This window comes from Halomonas cupida (assembly GCF_900142755.1).
Lineage (GTDB): Bacteria > Pseudomonadota > Gammaproteobacteria > Pseudomonadales > Halomonadaceae > Halomonas > Halomonas cupida.
In genome coordinates this window covers 40,417-59,634 of the sequence record NZ_FRCA01000004.1, presented here as the reverse complement: position 1 = coordinate 59,634, position 19,218 = coordinate 40,417, and the positions used below count along the sequence as shown (strand labels likewise).

Annotated in this window: 14 protein-coding genes; 11 read left to right on the top strand and 3 right to left on the bottom strand. The window is 60.7% G+C overall.

The window, feature by feature from the left end; all coding sequences use genetic code 11:
• Window positions 1-27 precede the first annotated feature (27 nt).
• The 4 genes from BUE38_RS08690 to BUE38_RS08675 all read left to right on the top strand — a co-directional run bounded on the left by BUE38_RS08690 (window position 28) and on the right by BUE38_RS08675 (window position 4,491).
• Window positions 28-762, top strand: coding sequence for a metallophosphoesterase (locus BUE38_RS08690; RefSeq protein WP_073434822.1), 735 nt, complete (start codon window positions 28-30; stop codon window positions 760-762).
• 280 nt (window positions 763-1,042) lie between these two features.
• Window positions 1,043-1,996 (top strand): sulfate adenylyltransferase subunit CysD, encoded by a 954-nt coding sequence (gene cysD, locus BUE38_RS08685; protein WP_073434819.1) that lies wholly within the window; start codon window positions 1,043-1,045, stop codon window positions 1,994-1,996.
• A gap of 170 nt (window positions 1,997-2,166) precedes the next feature.
• Window positions 2,167-3,594, top strand: a complete 1,428-nt coding sequence (gene cysN, locus BUE38_RS08680; RefSeq protein ID WP_073434817.1) for a sulfate adenylyltransferase subunit CysN — start codon at window positions 2,167-2,169, stop codon at window positions 3,592-3,594.
• 564 nt (window positions 3,595-4,158) lie between these two features.
• Window positions 4,159-4,491, top strand: a complete 333-nt coding sequence (locus BUE38_RS08675) for a Rho-binding antiterminator (RefSeq protein ID WP_234986840.1) — start codon at window positions 4,159-4,161, stop codon at window positions 4,489-4,491.
• 339 nt (window positions 4,492-4,830) lie between these two features.
• On the opposite strand, the gene cmoB is transcribed toward BUE38_RS08675, so the two are convergent.
• Complete coding sequence (cmoB, locus tag BUE38_RS08670; protein ID WP_073434815.1) at window positions 4,831-5,844, bottom strand: tRNA 5-methoxyuridine(34)/uridine 5-oxyacetic acid(34) synthase CmoB; 1,014 nt, start codon at window positions 5,842-5,844, stop codon at window positions 4,831-4,833.
• Window positions 5,845-5,901: 57 nt separating this feature from the next.
• Window positions 5,902-6,663 (bottom strand): carboxy-S-adenosyl-L-methionine synthase CmoA, encoded by a 762-nt coding sequence (gene cmoA / locus BUE38_RS08665; protein WP_073434813.1) that lies wholly within the window; start codon window positions 6,661-6,663, stop codon window positions 5,902-5,904.
• A gap of 110 nt (window positions 6,664-6,773) precedes the next feature.
• On the opposite strand from cmoA, the gene pgi reads away from it, so the two are divergent.
• From pgi to arcD, 7 genes are all read left to right on the top strand, one after another.
• On the top strand, window positions 6,774-8,450 hold the full coding sequence (gene pgi / locus BUE38_RS08660; protein WP_073434811.1) for a glucose-6-phosphate isomerase: 1,677 nt from the start codon (window positions 6,774-6,776) through the stop codon (window positions 8,448-8,450).
• Window positions 8,451-8,498: 48 nt separating this feature from the next.
• A complete protein-coding gene (locus tag BUE38_RS08655) occupies window positions 8,499-9,125 on the top strand; it encodes a YqiA/YcfP family alpha/beta fold hydrolase (RefSeq protein ID WP_073434809.1) in 627 nt (208 codons plus the stop codon).
• A 55-nt stretch (window positions 9,126-9,180) separates the two neighbouring features.
• Window positions 9,181-11,061 carry a DNA topoisomerase IV subunit B gene (gene parE / locus BUE38_RS08650; protein WP_073434807.1) on the top strand — a complete coding sequence of 627 codons (1,881 nt, stop codon included), beginning with the start codon at window positions 9,181-9,183 and terminating at the stop codon, window positions 11,059-11,061.
• 152 nt (window positions 11,062-11,213) lie between these two features.
• Window positions 11,214-13,475, top strand: a complete 2,262-nt coding sequence (parC, locus tag BUE38_RS08645; RefSeq protein ID WP_073434805.1) for a DNA topoisomerase IV subunit A — start codon at window positions 11,214-11,216, stop codon at window positions 13,473-13,475.
• A 238-nt stretch (window positions 13,476-13,713) separates the two neighbouring features.
• Window positions 13,714-14,931 (top strand): phosphoserine phosphatase SerB, encoded by a 1,218-nt coding sequence (serB, locus tag BUE38_RS08640; RefSeq protein WP_073434803.1) that lies wholly within the window; start codon window positions 13,714-13,716, stop codon window positions 14,929-14,931.
• 306 nt (window positions 14,932-15,237) lie between these two features.
• A complete protein-coding gene (locus BUE38_RS22475) occupies window positions 15,238-15,558 on the top strand; it encodes a hypothetical protein (RefSeq protein ID WP_143166256.1) in 321 nt (106 codons plus the stop codon).
• The gene (arcD, locus tag BUE38_RS08630; protein WP_073434799.1) at window positions 15,534-16,961 is read left to right on the top strand and encodes an arginine-ornithine antiporter; all 1,428 of its coding nucleotides are present in this window, start codon (window positions 15,534-15,536) and stop codon (window positions 16,959-16,961) included. The genes BUE38_RS22475 and arcD overlap by 25 nt, the downstream gene beginning before the upstream one ends.
• Window positions 16,962-17,166: 205 nt before the next feature.
• Here the strand turns inward: arcD and BUE38_RS08625 are convergent, their stop codons facing one another.
• Window positions 17,167-18,495: a glycerophosphodiester phosphodiesterase family protein gene (locus BUE38_RS08625; RefSeq protein WP_084541834.1), complete on the bottom strand. Its 1,329-nt coding sequence runs from the start codon at window positions 18,493-18,495 to the stop codon at window positions 17,167-17,169.
• Window positions 18,496-19,218 lie beyond the last annotated feature (723 nt).

The window sequence follows — 19,218 nt, the reverse complement described above, 5'->3', positions numbered from 1 at the left end:
ACGCCAGTTTGAATGCCAGGATTTGCCATGCGCCTGATCCAGATCAGCGATTGTCACCTTCATGCCAACCCCGAGGCGCGCTCGCGCTGTGGCAATCCCGCACGCCAGCTCGCCGCGGTGGTCGCGGCGGCGGATGCCCTGCGCCCGGACCTGGTGCTGGTCACTGGTGATATCAGCCAGGATGACAGCGAGGGCTCCTACCGTCTGGCAGCGGAGATTCTGGCCCGTTTCGATTGCCCCTGGTACTGGATTCCCGGCAACCACGATGTGCCGGAGCCGATGAATGCGGTACAGGAAGTGGTGGCCGAGATCGATGCCCGGAGCTGGCGTGTTCTGCAGCTCGATACCCGCATCGAGGGCGATGTCCGTGGAGAGGTTGGCGAGGAGCAGCTCGCCTGGCTGCAGCAGGCGCTGGCCGAGGATGACAGGCCCACGCTGATTGCCATGCATCATCCGCCGGTCGAAGTCGGCAGCCACTGGATGGACGAGATTTCGCTGAGCGACCAGCAGGCGTTCTGGGCGGCCATCGACAACGCCCCCCAGGTGAAGATCGTGATCTGCGGGCATGTGCATCACGCCTTCCAGAAATGCGTATCCACTGCCGAGGGCAGCGTGGTGGTCCAGGCCTGCCCCTCGACCTCCGACCAGTTCCTCGCCGGCAGCAACGACTTCGCCGTGGACGAAGCCTCCCGCCCGGGCCTGCGGGTGATCGAATTGCAGAGTGACGGCTGGCAGAGCTGGATTGAACGGGTGGAGGTTTGAGATACGAGCCGCTAGCGGCGAGCTACGAGTGGCGAGCTGCCCAGTGCCAACCTGATAGTTACGTACCTTCCCTCGGAGCCTGGGTTTGGGGTTCAGGCTCGAGCGCAGCGTACTCGTCGCTCGAAGCTCGTAGCTCGTGTCTCGGAGCTCGCATCTCGAAGCTTCCCGAATACTTTTCGATCTAAAAAGATAGATATTAATTCTTTTACGTTATTATCCGTGGCGCGGTATCCTCCTGGCATTCGTATCATTTGCCCACGTCATGCGAGGTAATCGGGCCATGACCAGTGTTCATGCACCATCCCGCGAGAGCGGCGCACGTGCTCTGACGCCGAAGCGTCTGACGCACCTCAAGCAACTCGAGGCCGAGTCCATCCACATCATTCGTGAAGTGGCGGCGGAGTTTGCCAATCCGGTGATGATGTACTCCATCGGCAAGGACTCCTCAGTGATGCTGCACCTGGCCCGCAAGGCCTTCTACCCCGGGACACCGCCGTTTCCGCTGATGCATGTGGACACCACCTGGAAGTTCAAGGAAATGATCGCCTTCCGCGACCGCATGGCCAGTGAAGCGGGCATGGAGCTGATCGTCCACACCAATGAGGAAGGGCGTGCCGCCGGTATCAACCCCTTCGATCATGGCTCCAGTGGCTATACCGATGTGATGAAGACCCAGGCCCTCAAGCAGGCGCTGGACAAGTACGGTTTCGATGCGGCCTTTGGCGGCGCGCGTCGTGACGAGGAAGCCAGTCGCGCCAAGGAGCGTGTGTTCTCCTTCCGTGACAAGCACCATCGCTGGGACCCGAAGAATCAGCGTCCGGAGCTGTGGAACCTGTACAACGCCAGGGTCAACAAGGGCGAGTCGATTCGTGCCTTCCCGCTCTCCAACTGGACCGAGCTGGATATCTGGCAGTACATCTATCTCGAGGAAATTCCCATTGTGCCGCTGTACTTCTCGGCCCCGCGTCCGGTGGTCGAGCGTGATGGCATGCAGATCATGGTCGATGACGAGCGCCTGCCCCTCGAGCCCGGCGAAGTGCCGGAGGAGAAGTGGGTCCGCTTTCGCACGCTCGGCTGTTATCCGCTGACCGGCGCCGTGGAATCGAAGGCTCAGACACTGCCGGAGATCATCCAGGAGATGCTGCTGACCCGTACCAGCGAGCGCAGTGGCCGCGCCATCGACCACGACCAGGCCGGCTCGATGGAAAAGAAGAAGCGGGAAGGGTACTTCTGAGCCACGGGCTACGAGCTGCGAACCGCGAGCGCCTTCACAGCAGGCTTGTGGACCACTCGACCTTGAACATAACCCCATAGACAGCGGATCTGGAAAGGGCTGCTCGAAGCTCGAGACTCGTAGCTCGCCGCCTTTTCCACGATCCCATCACAGGACGGAGTACCAGGGCCGTGTCTCACCAATCCGAACTGATTTCCGAGAATATCGAGCAGTATCTGCACGAACACGAAAACAAGGACCTGCTGCGGTTCATCACCTGTGGCAGTGTCGATGACGGTAAGTCGACGCTGATCGGGCGTCTGCTGCATGACTCGAAGATGATCTTCGATGATCAGCTGGCGGCGATTACCCAGGCGTCGAAGACCCAGGGGACCACCGGTGAAGAGGTCGACCTGGCGCTGCTGGTCGATGGCCTGCAGTCGGAGCGTGAGCAGGGCATCACCATTGATGTGGCCTACCGCTTCTTCTCCACCGACAAGCGCAAGTTCATCATTGCCGACACACCAGGCCATGAGCAGTACACCCGCAATATGGCCACTGGGGCATCCACTGCCGGGCTGGCGGTGATCCTGATTGATGCGCGCTATGGTGTGCAGACCCAGACACGCCGCCACAGCTTCATCGCTGACCTGCTGGGCATCCAGCATCTGGTGATTGCGGTCAACAAGATGGACCTGGTGGACTACTCCGAGGCGCGCTTCAACGAGATCGTGGCCGAGTATCAGGAGTTCGCCGGTCAGTTGGCCGCTCGCGATATCCGCTTTGTGCCGCTGTCGGCGCTCAAGGGCGACAATGTCGTCAGCCGTGGCGATAACTTCGGTTGGTACGACGGGCCGGCACTGCTGGAGATGCTCGAGACCGTCGAGATCAGTCATGACCAGAACCTGAGCGACCTGCGTCTACCGGTGCAGTACGTCAACCGCCCCAACCTGAATTTCCGTGGCTATGCCGGGACTCTGGAAGCGGGCATCCTGCGCCCGGGTCAGGCGATCAAGGTACTGCCGTCCAACAAGACCAGTCAGGTCGAGCGTATCGTCACCTATGATGGCGATCTGGAGAGTGCCTACCCCGGTCAGGCGGTCACGGTCACCCTCGAGGACGAGATCGATATCTCGCGCGGCGATTGGCTGGTGGCGGCAGATGCTCAGGTAGCGCTGTCCAGTGCCTTCGATGCCGATATCGTGTGGATGCATGAGTCGCCGCTACAGCCGGGACGACAGTACGATATCCGTCTGGCGGGACGGTCGGTTTCAGGGCGTGTCGAGGCCATCCATCATCAGGTGGACGTCAATACTCTCGAGCGCCACGATACCCAGACGCTTGAACTCAACGCCATTGCGCGCTGCCGTGTGGAGTTGACGGCGGAAGTGCCGATTGATGAGTACTCGCGGATTCCGGGAACCGGTAGCTTCATCATCATTGATCGCCTGAGCAACGTCACCGTCGGGGCGGGCATGATCCGTAATGCGGCAGAGGTTGGCGGCGGAACCACCGAGTCCGTCGACTGGGAAGGTTTTGAAGTCGAGCTCAATGCCTTGGTACGCAAATACTTCCCCCATTGGGAGGCACGCGACGTTCGCGAGCTGCTCAAGCGCTGAGTGTCGTGATGGATCAGTGGGCCGTTGGCCCGCTAGCGTTTCGAAATTCTGTCGGGCTGTTCTCCTGCCAGAGCTATCCCTGGCGCCTCAAGGCGCCGGGGATCCTTTTGCCTGCAACATGCCGCCCTATTCGTTGATGGTGGCAAAGGTTCTATAGAGGAAGTTTCTGTAGAGAAAGCTTCTATAGAAAAAGCTTCTATAGAGAAGGCTTCAGGACCGATTTTCAGGAAAATAGCCTCAAGGGAAGGGGGGCAAGAAAGAGCTTCAAGAAAAAGGCTTCAAGAACCATGAACTGATGCTTTCCTGGCTCTCCAGAGCTTTCTGTCTCTCCAGGATTTTCTGAATCTCTAGCGCTTTCTGTCCCCATGAAATCAGTATCTTAAAACTATTATTCAATTAACGTTTCTTGATATGAAATGACGGCAGTATTGCCGTCTTTGTTCAGTTTTGATTCTGCAATAGGCAGGCAGGATAAAGGACTGACAGAGTATGCCGTTTATCGCACCCCGTGTAGGAAAGATTTAAGACTCTTCCTTTATTCTAACGCTGATCAGGCATGTGGCGATGGCGCCACTGGTGTTCCTGTCTGGCCATAGGCAGGATGCGTTGCCGGATGACACCCACGACCCGTATTCAGCAGGAGGGCATCGCGTGATCGCTTGCCACCTCTACGACAATATTGAACTTGCATGCCTGTACCGCTTCCCGGTCAAGCTCCGGCTGCGCGATGGTATATGGCGCAGAGGCAAGGCTGTGGATACGGCCTTCAATGATGACCGCAAGGAATGCCTGTCATTGAAGACGAGTCATGGTGAACGCCTGGTGCAACTTGATGATATAACGCGAATGGAAGTCCTGGTGGACAACCCGCATTTCATGGCGCTTGATTTCGAGTAGATCGCGTTCCTCAACTGGATTTCGTACTGCAAGTAGATTCCATAAGCCACAATGATCGACGCCCCTATTGGTGTGAGCCAATGGGGGCGCTTCATGATGGCGGGTCTTCAGCGGTGATGATCAACTCGGCCAGCTTTCATGTCGGGTTGTCTGATCCATTGAACTGTCTGATTATTAACCCGGCATGCTTTCATGTTGGGTTGATTGCGGCACAGGGACGTGCCGCCGTCGGCCATCAGGCCGACGCGAGACCGCACCACACCAGCAGATCCGCGCATCTGCGCCAGTGTGGTGCGGACGACAATCAAATCGATCAGGATGAGCTATTTGATTGCCATGTTAATAGTGGCGCGGCCGGTCGGCGATCAATACTGCCCGTCTCGGCGCAGGGTAGCCCTCGCGGGTCCGGCTGGGGTCGTCGGGGTCGAGAAAGTCGGCCAGTGACTGGAAGGTCATCCACTCGGTACGGCGTTGTTCATCCAGACTGGTATCGGCCTCGTCGACCACGCGGACGTTGGTGAAGCCGGCGCGTTCCAGCCAGCCTGACAGAGCGCGAGACGAGGGCAGGAAGTAGACGTTGGGCATGGCCGCGTAGCGGTCACCGGGCAGCAGCACGGTATGCTCGTCGCCTTGTACCACCAGGGTTTCCAGTACCAGTTCACCACCGGGGCGTAGCGCGGCGAAAAGCTGGGCAAGATGCTCCAGAGGCGAGGGGCGGTGGTAGAACACACCCATCGAGAACACGGTATCGAAGAACGCCAGATTGTCCGGGACATCCTCGATGCCGACCGGCAGGAAGTGCGTGCGCTTACCGTCGGCATCGCCGATGAAGTGGCGAACCGCCTGAAACTGCCAGTAGAAGCGTGGCGAGGGGTCGATCACCAGCACGAAGTCAGCCCCCGCACCAGCCATGCGCCAGGCGTGGTAGCCATTGCCGCCGCCAACATCCAGCACCCGTCGGCCTTCCAGCGATGACAGGTGTGGCGCTACACGTTGCCACTTCCAGTCCGAGTGCCACTCGGTATCGATGGTGGTGCCGGCCAGTCGATAGGGGCCCTTGCGCCAGGGCATCAGGGCCCGCAGCAGGTTCTCGCATTGACGCTGACGACTGGCGTCCAGCTCCACCTCGACAGTCACGTGGTCGGCGTCGAGCCGGACGACCCGTTCCTCGGGCAGTTCGGGCAGCTTGGCCACGGCCTTTTCCCAGCCGGGGAGGTCGCCGTAGCGTTGACGGTCCAGCCCGCGAGCAAGCTGTTCGGGAAGGCGTGCCAGCCAGGCCGCCATGCCCTGATGACGAAAGGACTGCTCGATGAAGGCCTGGTAGATATCGCGTTGGTGTAACGGCAAACTCATTCTTCAGCACTTCCTGAACGGTTGAAGATCGACGAGATGGCTTGGTTAGGCATGTCTTCAGCCTGGGCTGTGTGCCTCGGCTTCCTTGAAGGCAATCATCGAGCTGAAGTTCAGGTACTGGAACCAGGTCAACGAACGTGAGAAGCCGGCTCGTGCCAGACGCTGGTGATGGGCGTCGAGGGTATCCGGAACCAGCACGTTCTCCAGCGCGGTGCGCTTCTGGCTGATTTCCATGTCGCTGTAGCCGTTGGCGCGCTTGAAGTCATGGTAACGCTCCACCAGCCAGGCGTTGTCCTGCTCGTCGCCGGCTTTGATCTTCTCGGAGAGGACCAGAACACCATCGGGCTCGAGAGCGTCATACAACCGCTTGAGCACGCCGTCACGGTCTTCCGGGGCCAGAAACTGCAGGGTAAAGTTGAGCACGATCATCCCGGATGGCCGGTAGTCCAGCTGACGGATATCTCCCTCGACCACTTCGATGGCGTGATCCGGACATTCGCTTGCCAGCGTCTCCCGGGCGCGCTGAACCATGGCAGGTGACAGGTCGACACCGGTCAGAGTGAAGGCGTCTTTCGGCAATTGTCCGGCCAGGGCCAGGCCTACGGCGCCCAGCGAGCAACCGAGGTCGTAGACATGGGCGCCGTGGCGCAGATGACGCTGGGCAATCAGCCCCAGCATGCCGAGGATCTGGCCATAACCAGGAACCGAACGGCGAATCATGTCCGGGAAGCAGGACACCACCTGTTCATCGAACGAAAAGCGCGCCACCTTGTCGAGAGGTGTGGAAAAAATGGCGTCGCGATAAGATGCATCACTCATGGGCTGGGACATTATCTGGCATAGTGAAGGCTGCATTCTACGCGCCCAGACCCCTGGCTGCACGACCGCGCAAGCGCTCGCAGCATGAAAGTCCGCCAAGGAGACGATGAATGGCACAGATTGATCAGACGCCTGCCTGGCAGGCGCTGGTAGAGCACGCGGGCACGGTCGGTAAACTCCACCTGCGTGATATGTTCCGTACTGGAGATGACGGTGACCGCTATCGTCAGTTCAGTCGTGAGGCAGCGGGTCTACGCCTGGATCTGTCCAAGCAGCGCTGGCAGGGCGACACCCTGGAGCTGTTGCTGGAACTGGCCCGTGATGCCGGTGTCCCGGAGGCCATTGAGCGCCTGCTGAGTGGTGAGCGTGTCAACATCAGTGAGGGCCGTCCCGCGCTGCATACGGCGCTGCGACTGCCGGCGGATGCCAGCCTGATGGTGGATGGCGAGGATCTGGTGCCTGCGGTGCATGCTACCCTGGCGCAAATGGACAGCATGGTGGACCGCCTGCATGCAGGGCAGTGGCGCGGGGCCACCGGCAAGTCGATCCGTGATGTGGTCAACCTCGGCGTCGGTGGCTCCGACCTCGGCCCCTTGATGGTGACCCATGCGCTGTCGGATTTTCGCCCTGACGTGGCGCATCCCGTAGAGGTGCACTTCGCCTCGACCATGGATGGCTCGCAACTGGCCGACTATCTGTCGCGCTTCAATCCCGAGACGACGCTGTTCGTGCTGTCGTCCAAGTCCTTCACCACCATCGATACGCTGTCCAACGCCAACACGGCGCGTGACTGGCTGGTCAACCGTCTGGTCACCCATGGACACCAGGAAGGGGTGGATGCGGAGCTGGTCATGCATCAGCACTTCATCGGCGTTTCGGCCAGCCCGGACAAGATGAGCGAGTGGGGCATCGCTGCCGACCATCAGCTGGAATTCTGGGAGTGGGTCGGAGGCCGCTATTCGCTGTGGGGCGCAATAGGACTGCCGATTGCGCTGGTGATCGGCATGGAGGGGTTCCGCCGTCTGCTGGCCGGCGCGCATGCCATGGATCATCACTTCCAGACCGCGGCGATGCAGGACAACCTGCCGGTCGTGCTGGCCCTGGCGGGCATCTGGAACAACAACTTCCTGGATATTCGTGCCCACTCGATCCTGCCCTACGATGGTCGACTCGAGTATTTCGCCGCTTACCTCGAACAGCTCGAGATGGAATCCAACGGCAAGTCGGTGACCAACGATGGCGATAGCGTCGACTATTCCACCTGCCCGGTGCTGTGGGGACAGCTGGGGCCCAATGCCCAGCATGCCTTCTATCAGTTGCTGCACCAGGGGACCCAGGCCGTGGAGTGTGACTTCATCGCTCCCCTGGCGCGCTATGACGATGTGGCTGACCCGGCCACTCGGGCTCACCTGATGGGCCAGCATCGTCTGACCCTGGCCAACTGTTTCGCCCAGTCTCGAGTGCTGATGCTCGGTGATGATGCCATCGCCGATGATGGCCCGCGCCCCGAGCACAAGCGTTATCGTGGCAATCAACCGTCGACCACGTTGTTGCTGGAGCGATTGACACCGGAAACCCTGGGCGCCCTGATTGCCCTCTATGAGCACAAGGTATTTGTGCAGGCCACCATCTGGGGCATCAATCCCTTCGATCAGTGGGGCGTTGAACTGGGCAAGAAGATTGCCAACGAGACTCGTGACATCATTGAAGGACGTCAGGGGCTTGACGATATGGACGCCTCGACCCGAGGCTTGATCGAAGCCACCTGGCGGGCTGCCGACGAGTGATGGCACTGCCGGTGGTGGAGTGCTGGTAAAATATACAGGGTTTCAGTTATGCTGAGCCAGACACCTGCGCCGCTGAAAGCCAGCGGCGTGTTGTACCTGCATGGATTCAACAGTGCTGGAGCTTCACCCAAGGCGCGGTTGGTAAAGCAGGCATGTGAATACCTTGGGGTCGCGTGCGAAACGCCGGATCTGTCGCCATTGGTGAGGACTGCGCTGGATACTGCACAGCGCAGCCTTGAGCCCCTCGGCCCGAGGCCGATAGTAATGGGTAGCTCCATGGGCGGGTTTCTCGCCACGGTATTGGCGCAGCAGCATGATCTGCGTGCGGTGCTGATCAACCCGGCGGTACGGCCGGCCGCTCTGGTCGAGTCGATGCTGGGCCAGCGCTTCGTCAATGAGTACACCAGCGAGCGTTTCAGCATCGAGCAGCGTCACCATGATGAAGTGGCTGAGATAACCCCGGATCAGATAGATGCCTGGCGTTATCTGCTGTTGGTGGTCACCCGGGATGAGACACTCGACAGTGCTCGTACGGTGGCTGCCTATCGCGGTGCTCGGATGCTGATACACCCCGGGGGAGAGCATGGCTTTGCGGCACTGGCCAGCTACCTACCGGCGATGTTTGCCCATGCAGGTTACCGGCTGGAAGCCGGGAAGATTGGTCGGGTGGCGTGAACCTTCATTGGGCGCCATCCGGCATGAGCCTTGTCACCATGATGATGGACCACGCATGACTCAATACAGTGCCAGTTCGATCGAGGTGCTATCCGGGCTCGAGCCCGTGCGTAAGCGCCCCGGTATGTACACCGATACGTCCAGGCCAAATCACCTGGTGCAGGAAGTCATTGACAACAGTGTCGATGAGGCGCTGGCCGAACACGCCAACGAGATTCGCGTCAAACTGCTTGCCGACGGCGGAGTGGAGGTCGAGGACAACGGTCGTGGTATGCCCATCGATATCCACCCCGAGCACGGGGTCTCGGGTATCGAGTTGATCATGACCCGGCTGCATGCCGGGGGTAAGTTCTCCTCTTCCAGTTATCGTTTTTCCGGCGGCCTGCACGGGGTCGGGGTATCGGTCGTCAACGCCTTGTCGAAGCGCCTCGAGGTCGAGGTGCTTCGTGACGGCCAGCGCCATGCCATGGCTTTCGAGCACGGTGATACCGTCTCACCGCTGGCGGTCGTCGGTACCGCAGCCAAGCGCGCTCGCGGCACTCTGGTGCGCTTCTGGCCGGAAGTCAGCTATTTCGATAGCCCCAACCTGTCGATATCACGGCTCAAGCACCTGCTGCGCGCCAAGGCCGTACTCTGCCCCGGGCTCAAGGTCGAACTGACCGAAACTGATGGCACCGTCACCACCTGGCAGTTCGAGGACGGTCTGCGCGACTACCTCGCCCAGACCACGGATGGTTACGAAGTCCTGCCGGCATCGCCTTTCGTCGGCCATTTTTCCGATGATGACCAGGCGGTGGACTGGGCGATCCAGTGGTTGCCCGAAGGCGGTGATTCGCTGATGGAGAGCTACGTCAACCTGATCCCCACGGCTCAGGGGGGCACCCACGTCAACGGCCTGCGCTCCGGCCTGCTCGATGCGCTGCGTGAGTTCTGTGAATACCGCAGTCTGTTGCCGCGTGGGGTCAAGCTGACCGCCGAGGACCTCTGGGAGCGGGTGGCCTACGTGCTGTCGGTGAAGATGCTTGATCCTCAATTCGCCGGTCAGACCAAGGAACGCCTGTCGTCACGCACCGTGGCGGGTTTTGTCTCCGGGGTGGTCAAGGATGCCTTCTCGCTGTGGCTCAACCACCATGTCGATCAGGCCGAGGCGCTGGCAGAGCTGGTGATCAGTGCGGCCCAGCGACGCCAGAAGAGCTCGAAGAAGGTCGCTCGCAAGAAGGTTACCTCCGGCCCGGCGCTTCCCGGCAAGCTGGCGGATTGTAGCGGCCAGGACCCGGCGCTCAGCGAGCTGTTCCTGGTCGAGGGGGATTCCGCCGGCGGTAGTGCCAAGCAGGCACGCAACCGCGAGAGCCAGGCCATCCTGCCCTTGCGCGGCAAGATCCTCAATACCTGGGAGGTCGACTCCCATGACATCTACGGCTCCCAGGAAGTCCACGATATTGCGGTGGCCATCGGCATGGATCCGGTCAGTGAGGATCTGTCCAAGCTGCGCTATCACAAGATCTGTATCCTGGCCGATGCCGACTCCGACGGGCTGCATATCGCCACGCTGCTGTGCGCCCTGTTCGTGCGTCATTTCCCGGCGCTGGTTGATGCTGGCCATGTGTTCGTCGCCATGCCGCCGTTGTATCGCATCGACCTCGGCAAGGAAGTGCACTACGCCCTCGACGAGAGCGAGAAGGCGGCCATCCTCAAACAACTCGAAAGCAAGCGCGGTACACCCAACGTTCAGCGCTTCAAGGGCCTCGGCGAGATGAGCCCGCTGCAGTTGCGCGAGACCACCATGGCGGTGGAAACCCGTCGCCTGGTACAGCTCACTCGCGAGACCGGTGACGGCACCATGGAAATGATGGACATGCTGCTGGCCAAGAAGCGCGCCGCCGATCGCAAGAGCTGGCTCGAGGACTACGGCAACCTCGCCGATCTGGAAGTGTGAGGGTCGAGCTACGAGCTACGAGCTACGAGCTACGAGCCGGGGCCCTTGCCCGAGAACTATGGGGCGCCACGGAACAGCTCGAGGCTCGCTGCTCGGAGCTCGCGGCTTATCGGCTTACGACTTTTGAATAGTCACAGGGAAAGGGTCGCTATATGACCATGGACATTCAGGTAGCGGAGGGGGACGTCGAACGTCTATCCCTGCGTGAATATACCGAAAAGGCGTACCTCGATTATTCGATGTACGTCATTCTTGATCGTGCTCTGCCGCATATCGGCGATGGCATGAAACCGGTGCAGCGGCGGATCATCTACGCCATGCGCGAGCTGTCGCTCACCGCCAATGCGAAATACAAGAAGTCGGCGCGTACCGTGGGTGACGTGTTGGGTAAGTTCCATCCGCATGGTGACAGCGCCTGTTATGAAGCCATGGTGCTGATGGCGCAGGCGTTCAGCTATCGCTATCCGCTGGTGGATGGGCAGGGTAACTGGGGTAGCCCGGACGACCCCAAGTCCTTCGCTGCCATGCGTTATACCGAGGCGCGCCTGTCGCGGTTCTCCGAGGTACTGCTGTCCGAGCTGGGGCAGGGCACGGTGGACTGGACGCCGAACTTCGATGGCACCATGAACGAGCCGGTGGTGCTGCCGGCGCGTCTGCCGCATGTACTGCTCAATGGCGGTACCGGTATTGCCGTGGGTATGGCCACCGATATTCCGCCGCACAACGTGAGGGAAGTGGTCGAGGCCACTTGCCACGTGCTGCGCAATCCGGGTGTTACCACGGCGGATCTGATGCAGTATCTGCCGGCGCCGGATTTCCCCACGGATGCCGAGATCATCACGCCCCGTGCCGACCTGCGTAAGCTCTACGAGTGTGGGCGAGGCTCGGTGAAGCTGCGCGCTCGCTATATCCAGGAAGAAGGCCAGGTGGTGATCACCGCGCTGCCTTATCAGGTCAGCGGTGCCAAGATACTGGAGCAGATCGCCGCGCAGATGCAGGCGAAGAAGCTGCCGATGGTCGCCGATCTGCGTGACGAATCGACTCATGAAGAACCCACGCGCCTGGTCATCGAGCCGCGCTCCAACCGGGTCGATATCGAGTCGTTGATGGCGCACCTCTTTGCCACCACCGATCTCGAGAAGAACGTTCGCGTCAACATCAACGTGATCGGCCTCGATGGTCGCCCACGGGTCATGCCACTGCCGGACCTGCTCGGTGAGTGGCTGACCTTCCGCCGCACCACCGTGCGTCGTCGCCTGGAGCATCGCCTCGGCAAGGTCGAGGATCGTCTGCATATCCTCGAAGGCCTGCTGGTCGCCTACCTCAATATCGATGAGGTGATCCGCATTATCCGCGAGGAAGACGAACCGAAGTCGGCCTTGATCGAAGCCTTCGGTATTTCCGAGCGCCAGGCGGAAGCCATCCTCGAGTTGCGCCTGCGTCACCTGGCCAAGCTCGAGGAAATGAAGATTCGCACCGAGCAGGACGAACTCGAGGCTGAGCGCAAGCACCTCGTGGGGCTGCTGGGTAGCGAAAAGGCGATGACCGACCTGATCGAGAAGGAGCTGCGCGAAGCCGGTGAGGAATACGGTGATGAGCGCCGCTCGCCGATTGTCGAACGCGAGGAAGCCAAGGCGCTGTCCGAGGTCGAGTTGGTCGGCGCCGACCCGGTGACCGTAGTGCTCTCGGAGAAGGGCTGGATTCGTGCCGCCAAGGGCCACGATATCGATCCCACCGGTCTGTCCTACAAGGCGGGAGACCGCTACCTTCTGGCGGCCCGCGGCAAGACCAACCAACCATTGGTGCTGCTCGACGATACCGGGCGTGCCTATACCTTGCCCACCCATCAGTTGCCCAGTGCTCGTGGGCAGGGTGAGCCGGTGACCGGCAAAGTCAATGTGGTGGCGGGTGCGCATCTGGTGGGCTTGATGCTGGGGGCGCCGGATGCACGCTTTGTACTGGGCTCCGATGGTGGCTATGGCTTCATGGCCAAACTGGAGGACCTGACCGGCAAGAACCGCTCAGGCAAGGCGGCACTCAGCCTGCCCAAGGGCTGCAATGTGCTGCCTCCGGTGGAAGTGCCTGACGGAGAGGAACTCTGTGTTGCTGCCGTTTCCAACGAAGGTCGTCTGCTGATCTTCCCGCTGGATCAACTGCCCGAGCTGTCCAAGGGCAAGGGCAACAAGACGATTGATATCCCCGGGGCACGCGCCGCGCGCCGTGAGGAGTTCGTACGCAGCATGGTGGTGCTGGCGGCAGGCGACGCGTTGGTGGTGCATTCCGGCAAGCGCAAGCTGACCCTGAAGAACTCGGAGCTCGATTACTATCGTGGCGACCGGGGGCGGCGGGGTAGCAAGCTGCCGCGGGGCCTGCAGAAGGTTGACCTTCTGGAGCGCCAGAACGGCAACGGCTGAGTCTCGCCGCATCCGCACCTGCCTGGGGCTCCTGTCCAGGTGTTCCCGCCCAGGTGTTTAAGGCCCGGAAACAACAGCGCCGGCCACTGTGTACAACAGTTGGCCGGCGTGGCTGTAGGTGGCCCAGTGCTCGAGGACACTGCCACACTCGATTCCCTGAGGCGGTGTAAATCGGTATCCTCAACTTACATTGCCCCTTGTGAAGAGCGGCCATCGATACGGCTGGAACAGGAAAACCATGACTCGAAGAATCCTGATGCGCGCCACCGGCCAGGCGCGGCCCGGACAACTGGCTGAACTGGGCAGGACCCTGGCGCGCAGTGGTGCTCGACTGCTGGATATCAACCAGAGTGTCACCTTCGGCATCGTCTCGCTGGAGGCGGTGGTGGCGCTGGACCATGAGTCCGAGCTGGAAACGGCCATGGCGGCCACTGGCCTGGAGCTGGGGTTGGACGTACAGGCCATACAGGTCAGTGCCGAGGAGTATCATCGCTGGAGCGAGACGCAGAGCCAGCCACGCTTGATCATGACGTTACTGGCTCCGCAACTGCCCGCCGGTATTCTGGCAGAGGTCGGGGCGCTGACCGCGGAGCATAACCTGACCGTCGAGCTTATCCATCGCCTGTCCGGCCGCGAGCCTCTGGATGGCGAGGCGCCGGCGCACGGCAGTTGTGTCGAGTGCTGGCTGCGCGGCCCCCAGGTTGATATCGCGGCATTGCGCGAGAAGGCGCTGGCTCTTGGCGCCGCCCATGGGGTGGATATTGCCCTGCAGGAAGACTGCATCTGGCGCACCCACCGCCGCCTGGTGTGCTTCGATATGGACTCGACCCTGATCAAGGCCGAGGTCATCGACGAACTGGCACGCCGTCATGGGGTCTATGACGAGGTGGCCGAAATCACCGAGCGGGCCATGCGCGGTGAGCTGGACTTCCAGCAGAGCTTTCGGGAGCGCATGGCGAAGCTCAAGGGCCTTGACGAATCGGTGCTGGCCGAGATTGCCGCAGAACTGCCGCTGATGGATGGTGTCGAGACGCTGATGGCCCAGCTCAAGCGGCTGGGCTACCGCACCGCCATTCTGTCAGGGGGCTTCACCTACTTCGCTCGTTACCTGCAGCAGCGACTGGGTTTCGACGAGATCCATGCCAATGAGTTGGTGATCGAGAACGGCAAGGTCACCGGCGAAGTTCGTGAGCCGATCGTTGATGCCGACCGCAAGGCGGCGTTACTGCATGAGATTGCCGAACGCGAAGGCATTCGCATGGAGCAGACCATCGCGGTGGGCGATGGCGCCAATGACCTCAAGATGCTGTCGGCGGCGGGGCTCGGTATCGCCTTCCGCGCCAAGCCACTGGTCAGGCAGCAGGCCCGTCAGAGTATCTCGACCCTGGGGCTGGATGCGGTGCTCTATCTGATTGGCTATCGCCAGGCTGACCTGGACAACGGTCACTCCGACTGATCGAACCGCCACAACACCTTTCTCCAGCCTCCCATCAGGGCCGCCATTTTCGGCGGCCCTGTGCGTAGTTCTGTGCGTAGTTCTGTGCGTTGTCCTGTGTGTCGTTCTGCGCGTTGTCTTGTGAGTTGCATGGGCGTGCTTTCCCTCCTGCTGTTGCGTGGCTGGCTCGATCGGCTGATATCGATCAATGTCCTGCTGATCCCTTCCAACAGAGATATATCGACCTGGCGACGGCTGCATTAGTATTCGCGACCTGAAAGTCACTGGCCCCGATCTGTCGGCGGGCCACTTTCCTTCCATTGTCTGATGTCCGCACTACCTGCTCCGCGGCAGGGAATGGACGGCTTTTCGCGCAGCCATGCGCAGAACGATCAACATATTAACCCGGCATGCTTTCATGTTGGGTTGATTGCGGCACAGGGACGTGCCGCCGTCGGCCATCAGGCCGACGCGAGACCGCACCACACCAGCAGATCCGCGCATCTGCGCCAGTGTGGTGCGGACGAAAATCAAATCGATCAGGATGAGCGATTTGATTGCCATGTTAATAATGGCTCCAGCGAGCATCGACGCTCCGGCGAGCTGCCCGAGGTGATGTGTCGATGTCGGTTGAACCCGCAAGGTTGAGGTTGGGCGCGCTGCTGGCGCTGGTGGTTGGCTCGATGGTCGGGGGCGGTATCTTTTCCCTACCCCAGAACACCTCGGCCAGTGCCGGAGCTGGAGCGGTGCTGATCGGCTGGAGTATCACGGCCGTCGGCATGCTGGCGCTGGTGTTCGTGTTCCAGATGCTCTCCCGGCGCAAGCCGGAGCTGGATGGCGGTATCTATGCCTATGCACGAGCCGGGTTCGGCAACTACATGGGGTTTTCTTCCGCCTGGGGCTACTGGATCAGCGCCTGGCTGGGCAATGTCAGTTACTTCGTGCTGCTGTTCAGTACCCTGGGGTTCTTCTTTCCGATGTTTGGTGAGGGCAATACGCTCAGTGCGGTGGCGTGTGCCTCGGTACTGCTGTGGTCGGTGCATTGCCTGGTGCTGCGCGGCATTCAGCAGGCCGCCACGATCAACATGATCACCACCGTTGCCAAGATTCTGCCGTTGGCGGCCTTTGTCGTGCTGGCGGCCCTGGCCTTTGACTGGGATATCTTTACTCGCGATATCTGGGGGGCGGCCAGCCCTGAGCTGGGCTCGGTTTCCGACCAGGTGCGCCACATGATGCTGGTTACGGTATGGGTGTTCACCGGAATCGAGGGCGCCAGTGTCTACTCGGCGCGAGCGCGCCACCGCCGTGATGTGGGCAGAGCGACGGTACTTGGCTTTCTTGGCGTGCTGTTGTTGCTGGTACTGGTCAATGTGTTGTCGCTGGGCATCATGGCCCAGCCCGAACTGGCCGGCCTCAAGAACCCCTCCATGGCGCTGGTGCTGGAGCGGGCTGTCGGTCACTGGGGGGTCTATCTGATCAGTGCTGGACTGGCGATCTCGCTGGCCGGCGCGCTGTTGTCATGGACGTTGCTGTGCGCCGAGATCCTCAGTACCGCGGGGCGAGATGGCACCATGCCGCGCTTTCTGGCTCGTGAGAATCGCAATGGCGTACCGGCCAATGCGCTGTGGCTATCCAATGGCCTGATTCAGCTTTTTCTGATCATCACCCTGTTCAGTGCCTCGACCTACTTCAGCATTCTGCTGCTGGCCAGTTCGATGATTCTGGTGCCGTATTTCTGGTCTGCGGCCTACGCGCTGTCAGTCACCTATCGGGGGGAAGGGTACGCAGCAGGTGAGTCGGCTCGCCGCCGTGACTTGATGATTGCTGGCCTGGCAACCCTCTATGCCGCCTGGCTGATCTATGCCGGTGGGTTGTCAGCGCTGCTGCTGTCGGCGTTGCTCTATGCCCCCGGCGCGCTGTTGTTTGCCATGGCTCGCCTGGAGCAGCGCAAGCCGGTCTTCAAGTCGTTTGAGTGGCTGATGTTTGCACTGGTACTGGTGGCCGCGATGGGTGCCGTACTCGGGCTTCAGCAGGGCAGTCTCAGTCTGTGACGGGATACACAAGCTATACGCATGGGCGTGTCCGGCTACCGCCTATGGGGGAGAGGATTCGATGGGAAGCAGGGGTAGCATGACATTCTCGGATTGGCGTTAGGGGCGCCAAGCCATGGACGGCGTTGAGGCCGGGAGGCGGAGTCCTCCCGGCCGTTTTTTTGCGCCGGAGATTATGTGCTGTGGCGAAGACTGTGGCTTTCGTCTAGATATTCAGCTCATCGGCCATGCAATTGGCGTAGAAGGTCACGGAAGCCGGCCAGTCCGAGAACACGGCGCGTACGCCCACATCTCGTGCCAGTACATCCAGGCTGACCATCTTGTCACCATCATTGTTGAGCACGTTGTCCGTCGTCTGGTGATACCAGGCGCCGTCTTCGGTCAGCGGGGCCGAGCGCTCGAAGGACCAGGCGATCATGTCGAGACCGGCTTCCCGGGCCTGCTCGGCATAGACCGATGGCACGATGGGATGATCGGCATCGTCACTCTCGGCGAGCATCATCCACAGTGGTGGCGCCAGAATCTTCACGCCCATGTCGGCCAGTTCCTGCATGGATGGCTGCCAGCTTTCCGGGTTTTTGATATCGAAGTCGGGCTGGGTGTCGCGATCATCGAGAAACACGGCCTGATCACCGAAGTCGGTGTTGTCGACCCAGTAGCGCACGTCATCCAGCAGGAAGGACTGCGGGAAGACGTCACTGGGCTCGACACCGGCGGCAACGTACTCATCGATCAGCTTCTGGGCGTAGTCCTGCTGGCTCATGCCGTCGAAGGGCATCTCGACTGTCGGCGTCTTGAGCTCCGGCGTCATTTTCACGCCCAGTGACTTGAACAGCTCGATGCTCTCGGCGTGGGTCATCAGGGTGCCGCGGCTGGAATACAGCTCGGTGCGCCAGCTTGGGTTACCGGCCAGATATTCCTCAAGGGTATCGGCTTCGGTATTCACACCATCCATGCGGCCTTCGAGGGTCTTGTACTCGGCCAGGGTAATGTCGCTGGTCGAGCAGAGGATGTCCGCAGCGTTGGTCAGTTTGCCGCTGTCGTCGAACTCGGGAGGCACGCTGCACTGCTCGGCCAGTTCTGTCTCGAGGATGTTGGTGGTGGAGTGCAGGTCACTCTGTGAATGGCGACAGACCAACTCCTTGTCCTCGGTGAAGGCCACATCGCATTCCAGCACTCCGGCCCCCATGCGAGCTGCTGCGAGGTAGGATTCGCGGGTATGCTCTGGGAACATCATCGGTGCACCACGGTGGCCGATGCTGAAGTCGCTACGCTCGTACACGGTCTGGCTGGCAGCGCACTGTTCGAGACGAGACTTGAGTTCGGCGGATTGCGTGTTGTCCTCGTCCATGTCGCCGACCAGAAAGAAGGGGCGTGGACCCAGGCTGACCGGCATGGCGCTGGACTGTGCCTCATTGTCGTTGGCAGGAGCTTCGGCCTCGGCCGCTGCGGTGCCGCTGAGTGCCAGTGACAGCGGTAGTGCCGCACACATCAACAGATGACGGGGACGTGCGGGATTGAAGGGCAACGACATGTGCTTCTCCTTGCGAGTGAAATCTTTGTTGGAACGACATTCCTGTCGGCAGGGCCTGCTGGACCTCAGAGCCCAAGCCTGCCCCAGCCTGTTGTTGCCAGGGCATTTCCTACCGAGGCGACCCCATCCTTACGTTCAGACTATTCTTGCGTTCAGAACGGCCCTGACGTTCAGAGTAGAAGCCCTATCCGCTTGCCGGGATCGGTGGCCTGGAAATCAGTGGCCTGGAAATCAGAGGGCCTGGAAAACAATAGTCTAGAAGATGCTGTGTGACAGCGTGATGGCAGGTCTTCCGGTCCCTGCGCAGCAGGCGAAACACTCGGGAAGTTGACAACGGCGCTCAGGCCTGATTTTCTAGGGGGTATGAATACGACATATCGCATCCTCGAACTAAGCCTACGACTACTAGCCCGCCACTGAAGCGCGCTGGGCAATGCCGCTTGCATTGCCGAAATGTCAGGTTCCAGTCGAGGTTGTTTACATGTCTTTCATCAATGCCCATCACGTCATGAATGTCTGTTCCCGTCAGATGGTCGGCTCGTCGCGTCGCGTAGTCACTGCGCGAGGCTGCGTCATTGAGCAGGACGTCGTGACCGCAGCGAAGGTTCCTGGCGTTTCCGGTATTGATGCACAACCCGATTCCAGAACGCCCCGACTGTCTCCCGACCGTCGGGGCGTTTTCGTTTTCGTTTCAGGCGCAGGCCACGAGGCCAGTGCCACATC

Bases quoted from the DNA above. Each gene is read 5' to 3' on its own strand.
- BUE38_RS08690 (WP_073434822.1), top strand. From the start codon at position 28: ATGCGCCTGATCCAGATCAGCGATTGTCACCTTCATGCCAACCCCGAG.
- cysD (WP_073434819.1), top strand. From the start codon at position 1,043: ATGACCAGTGTTCATGCACCATCCCGCGAGAGCGGCGCACGTGCTCTG.
- BUE38_RS08675 (WP_234986840.1), top strand. From the start codon at position 4,159: ATGGCGCCACTGGTGTTCCTGTCTGGCCATAGGCAGGATGCGTTGCCG.
- cmoB (WP_073434815.1), bottom strand. From the start codon at position 5,844: ATGAGTTTGCCGTTACACCAACGCGATATCTACCAGGCCTTCATCGAG.
- cmoA (WP_073434813.1), bottom strand. From the start codon at position 6,663: ATGAGTGATGCATCTTATCGCGACGCCATTTTTTCCACACCTCTCGAC.
- pgi (WP_073434811.1), top strand. From the start codon at position 6,774: ATGGCACAGATTGATCAGACGCCTGCCTGGCAGGCGCTGGTAGAGCAC.
- BUE38_RS08655 (WP_073434809.1), top strand. From the start codon at position 8,499: ATGCTGAGCCAGACACCTGCGCCGCTGAAAGCCAGCGGCGTGTTGTAC.
- parE (WP_073434807.1), top strand. From the start codon at position 9,181: ATGACTCAATACAGTGCCAGTTCGATCGAGGTGCTATCCGGGCTCGAG.
- parC (WP_073434805.1), top strand. From the start codon at position 11,214: ATGACCATGGACATTCAGGTAGCGGAGGGGGACGTCGAACGTCTATCC.
- serB (WP_073434803.1), top strand. From the start codon at position 13,714: ATGACTCGAAGAATCCTGATGCGCGCCACCGGCCAGGCGCGGCCCGGA.
- BUE38_RS22475 (WP_143166256.1), top strand. From the start codon at position 15,238: ATGTCCGCACTACCTGCTCCGCGGCAGGGAATGGACGGCTTTTCGCGC.
- arcD (WP_073434799.1), top strand. From the start codon at position 15,534: ATGTCGGTTGAACCCGCAAGGTTGAGGTTGGGCGCGCTGCTGGCGCTG.
- BUE38_RS08625 (WP_084541834.1), bottom strand. From the start codon at position 18,495: ATGTCGTTGCCCTTCAATCCCGCACGTCCCCGTCATCTGTTGATGTGT.